This is a genomic window from Lutibacter flavus (genome assembly GCF_900188355.1).
GTDB lineage: Bacteria > Bacteroidota > Bacteroidia > Flavobacteriales > Flavobacteriaceae > Lutibacter > Lutibacter flavus.
The window spans coordinates 188,798-201,807 of the sequence record NZ_FZNX01000005.1; the positions used below are offsets into that span (position 1 = coordinate 188,798).

Annotated in this window: 9 protein-coding genes and 3 pseudogenes; 9 read left to right on the forward strand and 3 right to left on the reverse strand. The window is 31.2% G+C overall.

Going from position 1 to position 13,010, the window contains the following annotated elements:
* The first annotated feature begins 272 nt into the window (after window positions 1-272).
* The 7 genes and pseudogenes from cysC (at window position 273) to CHB63_RS14075 (ending at window position 8,225) form a co-directional block, all read left to right on the forward strand.
* Window positions 273-1,658, forward strand: a pseudogene (gene cysC / locus CHB63_RS17445) (adenylyl-sulfate kinase).
* Window positions 1,659-2,563, forward strand: a pseudogene (gene cysD, locus CHB63_RS14050) (sulfate adenylyltransferase subunit CysD).
* 46 nt (window positions 2,564-2,609) lie between these two features.
* Window positions 2,610-3,777 (forward strand): annotated as a pseudogene (locus CHB63_RS17485) (GTP-binding protein).
* 51 nt (window positions 3,778-3,828) lie between these two features.
* Window positions 3,829-3,981 (forward strand): glycoside hydrolase family 30 beta sandwich domain-containing protein, encoded by a 153-nt coding sequence (locus CHB63_RS17495; RefSeq protein ID WP_176420391.1) that lies wholly within the window; start codon window positions 3,829-3,831, stop codon window positions 3,979-3,981.
* A gap of 21 nt (window positions 3,982-4,002) precedes the next feature.
* On the forward strand, window positions 4,003-5,469 hold the full coding sequence (locus CHB63_RS14065) for a glycoside hydrolase family 30 protein (protein WP_089379118.1): 1,467 nt from the start codon (window positions 4,003-4,005) through the stop codon (window positions 5,467-5,469).
* Window positions 5,470-5,487: 18 nt separating this feature from the next.
* The gene (locus CHB63_RS14070; protein ID WP_089379119.1) at window positions 5,488-7,098 is read left to right on the forward strand and encodes a sodium/sugar symporter; all 1,611 of its coding nucleotides are present in this window, start codon (window positions 5,488-5,490) and stop codon (window positions 7,096-7,098) included.
* Between the two features lie 410 nt (window positions 7,099-7,508).
* Entirely contained in the window at window positions 7,509-8,225 is a 717-nt protein-coding gene (locus tag CHB63_RS14075) for a tRNA1(Val) (adenine(37)-N6)-methyltransferase (protein ID WP_089379120.1), read from the forward strand.
* A 3-nt stretch (window positions 8,226-8,228) separates the two neighbouring features.
* Here CHB63_RS14075 and CHB63_RS14080 read toward each other — a convergent pair whose 3' ends face one another.
* Both CHB63_RS14080 and CHB63_RS14085 read right to left on the reverse strand, forming a co-directional pair.
* Window positions 8,229-9,599 carry a saccharopine dehydrogenase family protein gene (locus CHB63_RS14080; protein ID WP_089379121.1) on the reverse strand — a complete coding sequence of 457 codons (1,371 nt, stop codon included), beginning with the start codon at window positions 9,597-9,599 and terminating at the stop codon, window positions 8,229-8,231.
* A 73-nt stretch (window positions 9,600-9,672) separates the two neighbouring features.
* A complete protein-coding gene (locus CHB63_RS14085; RefSeq protein WP_089379122.1) occupies window positions 9,673-9,906 on the reverse strand; it encodes a putative signal transducing protein in 234 nt (77 codons plus the stop codon).
* An 84-nt stretch (window positions 9,907-9,990) separates the two neighbouring features.
* On the opposite strand from CHB63_RS14085, the gene CHB63_RS14090 reads away from it, so the two are divergent.
* A complete protein-coding gene (locus CHB63_RS14090; RefSeq protein ID WP_089379123.1) occupies window positions 9,991-10,359 on the forward strand; it encodes a DUF423 domain-containing protein in 369 nt (122 codons plus the stop codon).
* Between the two features lie 318 nt (window positions 10,360-10,677).
* Complete coding sequence (gene pckA / locus CHB63_RS14095; protein WP_089379124.1) at window positions 10,678-12,297, forward strand: phosphoenolpyruvate carboxykinase (ATP); 1,620 nt, start codon at window positions 10,678-10,680, stop codon at window positions 12,295-12,297.
* A gap of 76 nt (window positions 12,298-12,373) precedes the next feature.
* Here the strand turns inward: pckA and CHB63_RS14100 are convergent, their stop codons facing one another.
* Window positions 12,374-12,988, reverse strand: a complete 615-nt coding sequence (locus CHB63_RS14100) for a deoxynucleoside kinase (RefSeq protein ID WP_089379125.1) — start codon at window positions 12,986-12,988, stop codon at window positions 12,374-12,376.
* Between the last annotated feature and the right edge of the window lie 22 nt (window positions 12,989-13,010).

Here is a 13,010-nt window from a genome sequence, read left to right on the forward strand (position 1 = left end):
CAATATATTGGCACACAATCTATTTAATGCTGAAAAATATTTGAGGCCTAAATAATCATAGAAGTTGATTATAATCCATTCTTTTAAGGATCTTTTAAACAAAGGTTTTACTAAACTACGCAGGATGTAGCAGAAGAGAAAGATTAAAATTTATATATTGAAAAATGAAATCGTCTTAGTTTTTTTTAAATTAACTTCAATATGAATATTTTACATTTACAGCAATATTTGAATTTTATAATACTTACTTAAGTATTTTACTTCTAACAGATATGGATATATTACTTTCTACAGCTATAAAAGCTGCAATAGAAGCTGGTGCTGAAATTATGAAAATCTACAACAAAAATTTTGATGTTGAATTAAAATCAGATTTTTCTCCACTCACTGTTGCTTACAAAAATGCGAATACTATAATTGAAAATTTTCTAAAAAAAACAAATTTACCCATCATTAGCGAGGAGAGCAAGCAAGTGGAATATGCTGAAAGAAAGAATTGGGAAACATGTTGGATAGTTGATCCATTAGATGGTACTAAAGAATTTATAAAGCGAAATGGAGAATTTACAGTTAATATTGCCTTAATCAAGAAAAACAAACCAATTCTTGGAGTTATTTATGTGCCTGATAATAAAACCTTATATTATGGAAATATTACTACCAATAAAGCTTATAAAATTGTTTTAAAAGAACATAATTCTTCTGACATAATAATCCCAAATAGTAATGATGAAATTATTCCGATAAAAACAATGATTGATCACTTAAAAGTAATTGGGAGCCGTACTCATAAAAGTGTTGAAACAGATGAACTTATTACTAATTTAAGGAAAAAAGGAAAGAAAATAGAAGTTGTTTCCAAAGGAAGTTCTATGAAATTTTGTTTAGTAGTAGAGGGGAAAGCCAATATATATCCAAGATTTGCACCAACAATGGAATGGGACACAGCTGCCGGACATGCTATTTGTAATGCCGTTGGATTAAAAGTAATGCAAGTTCCTAATAATGGAGAAGAACTTAAATATAACAAAGAAAATTTGTTGAATCCTTATTTTATAGTTAATCAAAAATTGATGGATCATAATAATAAACAAGAATATTCAATAAATCGGCAAAATCGAAAAAAAGCAAACAAGCACCACTCATTTTTAATTTGGTTTACAGGATTATCAGGTTCTGGAAAATCAACCATTGCAAATTTATTAGAAAAGAGATTATTTGAGCAACAAATTAACACCTATACATTAGATGGCGATAATTTACGAAGAGGTTTAAATAAAGATCTCATTTTTTCAAAAGAAGATCGAAATGAAAATTTACGACGTACAGCCGAAGTTGCGAAATTATTTGTAGATGCTGGAATAGTTGTAATAGCAGCTTTTATATCTCCATATATCAAAACCAGAGAAGAAATTAAGTATATCATAGGAAGCGAAGATTATATTGAAGTATTTGTAAATACACCATTAGAAATTTGTGAATAGCGTGATGTTAAAGGTCTATACAAAAGAGCACGTAAGGGTGAAATTAAAAATTTCACAGGGATAAGTTCTCCATATGAAAAACCTGTAAATCCTTCAATTGAAATTAACACAATTAAAGAAACACCTAAAGAGGCCGTGGATAAGATTATTTCATTTATTCAAAGTAGATTATAAATGGCAAAATATTACCAAAATTATATTGATGAACTTGAATCAGAGGCCATTTTTGTTCTTCGTGAAGTATATGCAGAATTTAAAAATCCTGTGATTCTTTTCTCTGGAGGTAAGGATTCAATTGTATTAACTCATTTGGCAAAAAAAGCTTTTTATCCAAGTAAAGTTCCATTTCCATTATTTCATATTGATACAGGTCATAATTTCGTTGAAACTATCAAATTTAGAGATAAGTTGGTCTCTGAATTAGACGTAGATTTATTGGTTGGGAGTGTTCAAAAAGCCATTGATGAAAAGAGAGTAATAGAAGAAAAAGGAGAAAATGCCTCACGAAATTTGTTGCAAATCACCACATTATTAGATGCTATAGAAACTTATCAAATTGATTGTGCTGTTGGAGGAGGAAGAAGAGATGAAGAAAAAGCCCGGGCAAAGGAACGATTTTATTCACATAGAGATGAGTTTGGACAGTGGGATCCTAAAAATCAAAGACCAGAGTTGTGGAATTTATTCAATGCTAAAATGCATCAAGGGGAACACTTTCGTATTTTTCCAATTAGTAATTGGACCGAAATGGATGTATGGAACTATATTTTAAAAGAAAATATTGAGATTCCATCATTGTATTTTGCACATGAACGAAGAGTTGTATGGAGAAACAATAGTTGGATACCCGTATCAAAATTTTTACAACCCATAAAAAATGAAAAGATTTACACAAAAAAATTCGATTTAGAACCTTGGGTGATATTACAATTAGTGGTGGTATTGAGAGTAAGGCTGTTACATTAATTGAAATAGTTAAAGAAGTGGCAGCTCTGAGAGAAACAGAACGTGGTAATAGAGCAGATGATAAATGTTCTGAAACATCAATGGAAGATAGAAAAAAAGAAGGTTATTTTTAATTCTCATACATAACTCTTTTAAAAGGAAGGGTATAAATTGAATAGTATGCAAAAAGATAAAAATCAATTAGTACGTTTTATAACAGCAGGAAATGTTGATGACGGAAAAAGTACCTTAAATAGGTAGGTTGTTATACGATTCAAAATCTATTTTTGAGGATCAAATTGTTGCCGTTGAAAATTCAAGCAAGAAGAAAGGTCTAAATTCAATTGATTTAGCCATGTTCACTGATGGCTTACGAGATGAGCGTGAGCAGGGGATTACTATTGATGTAGCCTATCGTTATTTTACAACACCAAAGCGAAAATTTATAATTGCTGATACTCCTGGTCATCTCCAATATACTCGAAATATGGTAACAGGTGCTTCTACAGCAAATGTTGCAATTGTTTTAATTGACGCTAGGAAAGGTGTTCTGGAGCAAACAAAACGGCATTCATATATTGCTTCTTTATTACAAATTTCGCATATTATTGTATGTATAAATAAAATGGATTTAGTTAATTATAACGAAATTGTATTTAATAGGATTGTCAAGGAATATGAAGAAATAGCATCAAAGATGATGATAAAAGATATCCATTATATTCCAATTTCTGCATTGTGTGGAGACAATGTAGTTGAACGTTCAAGAAATATGAATTGGTATCAGGACTCTCCTTTATTACATACACTAGAAACTATTCAAATAATCAGTGATACAAATAAAATTGATGCTAGATTTCCTGTTCAAACCGTAATTCGTGCTAAAAATAATGATTTTAGAGGTTATGCAGGTAGAATCGCTGATGGAATTTCAACTAAAATAATAATTTACGATCATAATGCTGATAGAACTGATTACCCTATTTCAATTTTAAACGATTTAGATGCTAAAAAATATATTGATGGTTCTGCATTTCATTTGTATGGTGGAAATATCAACGATTTAACAAAAGTTCATACAGCACATCCCGATAAAAACCTATATTTTACTGAGCAATGGGTTGGTTTAAATGAAAAATTTGAAGATAATTTAAAATGGCATACCAGAGAACTTATTATTGGTGCTACACGTAACTGGTGTAAAACAGTGTTAGAATGGAATTTAGCAGCCGACTCAAATTTAGAACCACATACAAATGGTGGTTGTACAGAATGCTTAGGTGCGTTAACTATCGACGGAAATACGGTTACTAAAAACGTAGCGTATTATATTATTGCACATGCTTAAAAATTTGTAAGACCAGGTTCTAAAAGAATAAATTCAAATAATATTTCTGAATTGCCAAATGTTGCTTTTAAAGCTCCAAACGGTGATATTGTTGTTATTGTATTAAACAATACTGGAGTTCAAAAAACCTTTAATATAAATGCTGAAGACGAGCCAATTACAACAACATTAGATGCAGGTGCAGTTGGAACTTATATTTGGTAATAACTCTTAAATTTTAATAATATGACGTATAAATATTTAACGCTAATACTTACCGTATGCGCCTTAGTTTCTTGCTCAAAACCAGTAATAAAAGAAACTCAAAAACAACAAACTACTGTGACTTCAATAAAAAAAGAAGTGACTGTATATTCCACAGCTAAAGAAAGTGATTTAAAACTATCGTTAACAGGAAATTATAAATTTAACAAAGCCGTTCAGCATTTAGAAACTGAAGTTGCCATTTTTGTAAACACTAAAAAAACCTTTCAAACAATGTTAGGTATTGGTGGCGCTATTACAGATGCATCTGCTGTTGTTTTTTCAAAATTATCTAAGGATAAAGAAGAAGAGTTTTTACAAGCCAATTATAGCAAAGATGGTATTGGTAATAATATCATAAGAACAAGTATTCATAGCTGTGATTTTAGCCCTGAAAGTTTTACTTATGTTGAAGAAGGTGATAAAGAATTAACAACTTTTTCTATAGAAAAAGACAAAGAATTTAGAATTCCAATGATTAAAAAAGCAATGGATCTTATTAAAAATGATGTTGTTTTTTATGCAAGTCCTTGGAGCCCTCCTTCATTTATGAAAGGAAAAAAAGACATGCTACAGGGCGGTAAATTATTACCGGAGTTTTATCAATCTTGGGCAACTTATTACACCAAATTTATCAAAGCGTATGAAGCAGAAGGAATGCCTGTTTGGGGAGTTACTATTCAAAATGAACCTATGGCAGTACAACGCTGGGAATCGTGTATTTATACTGCGGAAGAAGAAAGAGATTTCTTAAAAAATTATTTAGGTCCAACATTTGAAAAAGAAGGTTTAGGAGATAAAAATATTGTGGTTTGGGATCATAACCGTGATTTGATTTCTCATAGAGCAAATACAATTTTTGAAGATCCTGAAGCAGCTAAATATGCTTGGGGAATTGGGTTTCACTGTTACGAAACTTGGACAGGTGCTGAACCTAATTACAAAAATTTACAAAATATAAACGATTCATTTCCTGCTGAAAATTTATTATTTACTGAAGGTTGTCAAGAATCTTTTGACTCTGCTCACTACCAACGTTGGTCCAATGCAGAACGTTATGGAAATTCTATGATAAATGATTTTAATAATGGTGTTGTTGGTTGGACAGATTGGAATGTATTGTTAGACGAAACTGGAGGTCCTAACCACGTTGGAAACTTTTGCTTTGCTCCAATACATGCAGATACACAAAGTGGGGAGTTAATTTATACGCCAACGTATTACTATATAGGTCATTTTTCAAAATTTATAAGACCAGATGCAAAAAGAGTAAGCACAACGTCGAGTAGAAGTACGCTTGAAAGCACTTCTTTTGCTAATGAAGATGGAACAATTGCAACGGTTGTAATGAATAAAACAGCTGCAGAAATTACATATAAATTAATTGTTGATGAAAAGGAAATAACGTTGAATATTCCTTCTCACGCTATTCAAACACTTACCTATTAATTAAAATAAAACTTGAATATGACAATAGATTTTGGATTTTGGGATTACCTCATTTTCGTAGCCTATGCAGTACTTATTTTAGGTGTAGGATTATGGGTTTCCAGAGATAAAAAAGGACATGAAAAAAATGCTGAAGATTATTTCTTAGCGAGTAAGAGTTTACCTTGGTGGGCTATTGGAGCGAGTTTAATAGCTGCAAATATTTCCGCAGAACAATTTATTGGAATGTCAGGTTCAGGTTTTGCTCTTGGATTGGCAATTGCCTCTTTTGAGTGGATGGCCGCACTTACTTTAATCATCGTAGGGAAGTATTTTCTACCTATTTTTATTGAAAAAGGATTGTGTACCATTCCTGAGTTTGTTGAAAAACGATTTTCAACGAACCTTAAAACAATTTTAGCTGTTTTCTGGATTGCTTTATATGTATTTGTAAACTTAGCTTCAGTACTGTATTTAGGTTCTTTAGCATTAGAAACAATCATTGGAGTTCCAATGGTATACGGAGTTATTGGTTTAGGTTTGTTTGCCGCAGCTTATTCTTTATATGGAGGTCTTTCAGCAGTAGCTTGGACCGATGTAATTCAAGTAGTTTTCTTAGTGCTAGGTGGTTTAGTAACTACCTATTTAGCCTTAAACACAGTCTCTGACGGACAAGGTGTTATCGAAGGTTTAAAAGTTGTTTATGATGCTGCACCTGATCGTTTCTCCATGATTTTAGAAGAAGGAAATCCTGAATTTAAAAACTTACCAGGAATTGGAGTGTTAGTTGGTGGACTTTGGGTTGCAAACTTATACTATTGGGGTTTCAACCAATACATTATTCAAAGAACCTTGGCTGCTAAATCATTAAAAGAATCTCAAAAAGGTATTTTATTAGCTGCAGGGTTGAAATTAGTTATTCCTGTGATTGTAGTTATTCCTGGAATTGCTGCTTATGTGATGGTAAATGACCCTGAAATTATGGCACGTTTAGGTGAAGCAGGATTGAAAAACTTACCTTCATTAGAACAAGCAGATAGAGCATATCCTTGGTTGTTACAATTTTTACCTACTGGTATGAAAGGATTGGCATTTGCTGCAGCAATTGTATCATCTTTAGCTTCTATGTTGAATTCAACATCCACTATTTTTACCATGGATATTTACAAGCAATACATTAATAAAAATGCAAGCGACAAACAAACGGTAAATGTTGGAAGATTATCAGCAGGTGTAGCTTTGGTAATTGCGTGTATTATAGCTCCACTTTTAGGAGGTATTGATCAAGCGTTCCAGTTTATTCAAGAATATACAGGAATTGTTTCTCCATGTATTTTAGCGGTATTTATGCTAGGTTTATTCTGGAAAAAAACAACAAACAAAGCTGCAATTATTGGTGCTTTAGCTTCTATTCCAATTGCCGTTGCATTTAAGGTTACAACAATGCCTTGGATGGATCAAATGGGGTTAACAGCTGTATTAACAATGGTTGTAATTGTAATTGTTAGTTTAATTCAGCATAAAGGAAAAGATGATGAAAAAGCAATTGAAATTACTAAGGAACTATTTAAAACAAGTCCGTTATTTAATATTGGTTCATTTGCCATAATGTTAATATTAGTAGCGTTATATACAGTTTTCTGGAAATAGAATTAGTTACATAAAGCTTAAAAGAGTTGGTGAAAACCAACTCTTTTTGTTTTACTGAGACTTAGAAGTAGGAGATTTTAATATAGAAGTTAAAGTCTCTAAAGCTTTGGATAAACTTCAAAAAAATCAATTTATTACTTCAGAAGAATTAGCTGAATATAGTGGAATTAACCAGGACATTATAAATGAATATTTGAGGAAATGTCATAGAATTTGGTGCGTTTTGTTGTGTTTTAGTAATCTAAAAATTGTATCTTTATATTTAGATTGAAAGTCAAAACCAATTGATTAACATCAATGGTTAGGTCAACAAATCGGTCAACAAAAAAATAATGGAGTAGGGAAGTCCTTATAAATAAAGGGAATTCAGCGAGGGTTCGAATCCCTTCCTCTCTGCTAAGATCTAGTTTATGTCAAGTAAACCTTTCAAATTCAAACAATTTACCATTAATCAGGATAAAACAGCTATGAAAGTTGGTACTGATGGTGTTTTGTTGGGGGCTTGGGTAAAATTAGAGTCAAATCCATATAGTATTTTAGATATTGGAGCAGGAACTGGATTAATTGCTTTAATGTTAGCTCAAAGAAGTAACGCCGAAGTAATTGATGCCATAGAATTGAATGACGAAGCCTATGAGCAAACCGTTTCCAACTTTGAACAAAGTGATTGGGGAGATCGGTTGTTTTGTTACCATGCATCTTTACAGGAGTTCACAGATGAAATAGAAGATAAATATGATTTGATTATCTCAAACCCACCATTTTATACATCTACTTATAAGCTACTCGAAGAAGGTAGAGCGATGGCTAGACATACAGAAAGTCTTACTTATTCAGACTTGTTAAATGGGGTTTCAAATTTGCTATCGGAAGAAGGAACTTGTGCATTTATTATTCCTTTTTCAGAAGAGAAAAATTTTATTGAAAACGCTAAAAAACACACGTTGTTTCTAAATAGAATTACAAGAGTAAAAGGAACTAAAGATGCTCCAACTAAACGGAGTTTATTACAGTTTTCATTTTCCGAAAAACTTATTGAGAAAAATGAACTAATTATAGAAATTGACCGACATTTTTATACAGAAGATTATATAAATTTAGTTCAGGATTTTTATTTGAAAATGTAATATTTATCCATTTACATGTTCTGGATTATAACCTAAGTAAGAAACTGTTTTGTTTTTAAAAATAATCCCATTTTCTTCCAATTCTTTTAAAATAGGCTCATAAATTTCTTTTGTTACAGGTATTTTAACTCCTTTGGCAGAAATTTCTCCATTCAATATTTTTAAGGTTGCAATTGCTACTGGTAAGCCAACGGTTTTTGCCATTGCCGTATATGTTTGGTTATCACCAATACAAACCATACTACTTTCAATTTGTTGTTTTTTACCATTGAGTTCATATCCAAAAAGATGTTGCATAACAATCATATCTTTATCGTTTTCCTCAAGTGTCCAACTATCTTTTAGTATTTTTTCAAGAATTTGAGCAGGTGTAGCATTTTTTAATCCAACTATTTTATTTGGATTAAAAATATCCAATTCTAATAATTTCTCCCAAATAATATCATCTTGATCAATTTTTAAGTAATGTCTTAATTTTAATTCAACAGAATCATTTGGATTGTAGGCTAAAAAGGAGTTGGTAAATTCACGATAACTCATGTTATCAGAATTTTCAATAATATAGCTATCATCAGTCATTCCTAATTGAACAAAAATATTCCAGGCCTTAGAAAACCCAACACGTCTTATGGTTCCTCTATATAAAGTTAAAATATCATTTAATCCATAAATATCTCTATATTTTAATGAATCACGATTAGAATAGGCTTCAAATTTCCCATACCCATCAATGTTTAATATTTCTGTTCGTCTAAATAATTTATGATAAGGAATGTATTTGTAGGTGCCTTCCTGAATAAATTTTGAAGCACCGCCTTGCCCTGCCAATACAACATTTCTTGGATTCCAGGTAAACTTATAATTCCATAAGTTAGTATCACTTTCCGGAGCAACCAATCCACCACAAAAAGATTCAAAAAGCAACATTTTCCCTCCTTCTTCTCTTATATTGTCTATTATTTGCATGGCGCTCATATGGTCAATTCCAGGATCTAAACCAATTTCATTCATAAAAAGCAATCCTTTCTTTGTTACTTCTTCATCAAGAGCTATCATTTCTTTTGAAACATAAGACGCTGTTACCATGTTTTTTCCAAATTTCAGGCAATCTTTGGCAACGTTGATGTGCAAATGGGCTGGTAGCATGGAGATAACTATAGCTGTATTTTTTATAGCCTTTGATCTTTCTATATCATTAAAAATATCTAATGCTATTGCGCTACCATTAATGTGATTTAATATTTTACTTTTTGCAAGATCTAGTGAAAAGTCTGCAACCGTTATATGCAAATCTTCTGAAAAAGATTTACTTAATAAATAGGTTATTAAAGATGAAGAAGATTTACCTGCTCCAATAACCAATATGTTTCGCATTTTCGTTTATTTTAAGAATTATCCTGTTCAACGAAAATACGAATTTAAATATTAGATTTAGAGAATGACTTAATTAATTATCATCTGTTTCAATTTCTGCTAAAATTTGTTTAGCTTTCTCCAAATCTTTACTGCTAACTTCTAATTTATACCCATCTACATATGCTGTACCAATTGTAGTCATTATGTTCTCATCAAAAACATAACTATTAATTCCTTTACTAGCTAAAAGGGTTTTAGCAATATGTATCTCATGAATTAAGCTAGCAGTTAAAACCGTTACTAAAGAATCTGAATTATTTTCCATAATTATTTATTTTTACTTAAATATAAGAAATTTGTAATTGATAATTTAATAAAACTATATATTTGAAGCACTTAATTAGTTAACATGAAAAGGAATCTAATAATTACCGCTTTATTGGGATGTGTTACAATCGTATTAGGCGCATTTGGAGCTCATGCATTAAAAGATATTTTAAGTTTAAGCGAACTTAAAAGTTTTGAAACAGGAGTGCGTTATCAAATGTACCATGTAATTGTTTTATTATTTGTAAATACTTATTCGGGGTTTTCAATAAAATCGAAAAACATAATAAGTTATTTATTATTTCTAGGTATTCTATTTTTCTCCGGATCAATTTATGCGATATCTTTTGGAGTAAGCGCAAAAAATATTTGGTTTGTTACTCCGCTTGGAGGACTCCTTTTTATTTTGGGTTGGCTAAAAATAGTAAAATCCTTTTATAAAAAGGAATAACCATATAAAATGTTAAAATCAGAAATTCTCTACTTAATTATTTGTGTCTTAAAACATATAAGCATATTTTTGCGGCATTAAGGAAATTAAAAATGGATTAGGCTTTCGATTTTTTTTGCCGTTTCACGAAAACGATTTCGTGAAATTGTCAATTTTTAATATATCGAATAACTAATTGATAATTAACGAACTAAACCTTGGAAAACGTTTTAGTAAATAGTCTGTTTTAGCTGACAAATATCATAAACTTCAACTAGTAATTATGCGAAATTTGTTATAGAAATAAAGAGATAACCAATTAATATTAAAACGAAGCTTATGGAAGTTCTAAACAAAACAGTAGAGATGTCAATAGAAGAATTAGGAATTAAAAATGTTAAGCAAATAATTTATAATCCATCTTATGATGAATTATATAAGGAAGAACTTGACCCGTCTTTAGAGGGTTATGAAAAAGGACAGCTAACTGAACTTGGGGCTGTTAATGTAATGACAGGTAAATTTACAGGACGTTCTCCTAAAGATAAATTTATTGTAAAAGATGATGTAACAAGAGATACTTTATGGTGGAATTCTGAAAAAGCTCCTAATGATAACAAACCAACAACTCAAGCGGTTTGGTCTGAATTAAAAGGATTGGTTACTGAAGAGTTATCAGATAAAAAATTATATGTTGTTGATGCATTTTGTGGAGCTAACCTTGATACTCGTTTAAAAGTACGTTTTATAGTTGAAGTTGCATGGCAAGCACATTTTGTAACAAATATGTTTATTCGTCCAACAGCTGAGGAATTAGCTAACTTTGGAGAGCCTGATTTTGTTGTAATGAATGGATCTAAAGTGACTAATCCTAACTGGAAAGAGCATGGATTAAATTCTGAAAACTTTGTGTTATTTAACCTAACTGAGAAAATCCAAATTATTGGAGGAACTTGGTATGGTGGTGAAATGAAAAAAGGTATGTTTGCAATGATGAACTATTTCTTACCTCAACGTGGAATCGCTTCTATGCACTGTTCTGCTAATGTTGGAAAAGATGGTGATACAGCTATTTTCTTTGGTTTATCAGGAACTGGAAAAACTACGTTATCTACAGATGCAAGCCGTCAGTTAATTGGTGATGATGAGCACGGATGGGATGATGAAGGTATATTTAACTTTGAAGGTGGATGTTATGCAAAAACTATTGATTTAGATAAAGAATCTGAACCAGAAATTTTCGCAGCAATTAAAAAAGATGCATTATTAGAAAACGTAACTGTTGATGCAAACGGAAAAATAGATTTCACTGATGGTTCTGTAACTCAAAACACTCGAGTTTCTTACCCGATCTACCATATAGAGAATATTGCCGTGCCTTCAAAAGCAGGTCACGCTCAAAAAGTAATTTTCTTATCTGCTGATGCATTTGGAACATTACCTCCAGTATCTAAATTAACTCCAGAACAAACTCAATACCACTTCTTATCAGGGTTTACTGCAAAATTAGCAGGAACTGAAAGAGGTATTACTGAGCCAACTCCAACATTCTCTGCTTGTTTCGGTGCAGCTTTCTTAACTTTGCACCCAGTACAATACGGTGCGGAATTAGTGAAAAAAATGGAAGCTAACGGAGCAGAAGCTTACTTAGTGAACACAGGATGGAACGGATCAGGAAAAAGAATTTCAATTAAAGATACAAGAGGAATTATTAATGCAATTTTAGATGGTTCTATTGAAAAAGCGGAAACTAAAAACATTCCAATTTTCAATTTAGAAGTACCAACTTCTTTACCAGGTGTTCATACTGAGATTTTGGATCCTCGTGATACATATTCTGATGCAGCTGACTGGACTAAAAAAGCAACTAAATTAGCTGGATTATTTATTGAAAACTTTGAGAAGTATACAGATAATGAAGAAGGAAAAGCTTTAGTAGCAGCAGGACCTCAATTATAAGATGAAATAAGAGAAAAAGATTAATACTAAAATAGCTCGCCAATGGCGAGCTATTTTTATTTAAAAAATATAGTTTTTAAAATAATCCGTTTATTTGAGCATCAATTTTATCAATAATAGAACCTAAATCTTCTTGGTTGTCTACAAAATCTAAATTATCAACATCAATAATTAAAAGTTTTCCATTAGTGTATTTTGTAATCCAAGCTTCATATCGTTCATTAAGTCTACTCAAATAATCAATACTTATAGAGTTTTCGTAATCGCGTCCTCTTTTATGAATTTGTCCAACCAAAGTTGATATGGAAGCTCTTAAGTAAATTAATAAATCTGGTGGATTAACTAAACGTTCCATTAAGTTAAATAAAGAGTCATAATTTTGATAATCTCTATTAGGCATTAATCCCATTGCATGTAGATTAGGTGCAAAAATTCTAGCATCTTCGTAGATGGTTCTATCTTGAATTATATTTTTGCCACTTTCGCGTATTTCTAAAATTTGGCGAAATCTACTATTTAAAAAGTAAACTTGTAAATTAAACGACCAACGCTCCATTTCACCATAAAAATCATCCAAATAGGGATTTTCTTCAACTGATTCAAAGTGAGGTTCCCATTTATAATGTTTTGCTAACAGTTTAGTTAAAGTGGTTTTACCTGCGCCTATATTACCAGCAATTGCTACGTGCATAATTAATTTATATGTGAAAATT

Bases quoted from the DNA above. Each gene is read 5' to 3' on its own strand.
- CHB63_RS14065 (WP_089379118.1), top strand. From the start codon at position 4,003: ATGACGTATAAATATTTAACGCTAATACTTACCGTATGCGCCTTAGTT.
- CHB63_RS14070 (WP_089379119.1), top strand. From the start codon at position 5,488: ATGACAATAGATTTTGGATTTTGGGATTACCTCATTTTCGTAGCCTAT.
- CHB63_RS14075 (WP_089379120.1), top strand. From the start codon at position 7,509: ATGTCAAGTAAACCTTTCAAATTCAAACAATTTACCATTAATCAGGAT.
- CHB63_RS14080 (WP_089379121.1), bottom strand. From the start codon at position 9,599: ATGCGAAACATATTGGTTATTGGAGCAGGTAAATCTTCTTCATCTTTA.
- CHB63_RS14085 (WP_089379122.1), bottom strand. From the start codon at position 9,906: ATGGAAAATAATTCAGATTCTTTAGTAACGGTTTTAACTGCTAGCTTA.
- CHB63_RS14090 (WP_089379123.1), top strand. From the start codon at position 9,991: ATGAAAAGGAATCTAATAATTACCGCTTTATTGGGATGTGTTACAATC.
- pckA (WP_089379124.1), top strand. From the start codon at position 10,678: ATGGAAGTTCTAAACAAAACAGTAGAGATGTCAATAGAAGAATTAGGA.
- CHB63_RS14100 (WP_089379125.1), bottom strand. From the start codon at position 12,988: ATGCACGTAGCAATTGCTGGTAATATAGGCGCAGGTAAAACCACTTTA.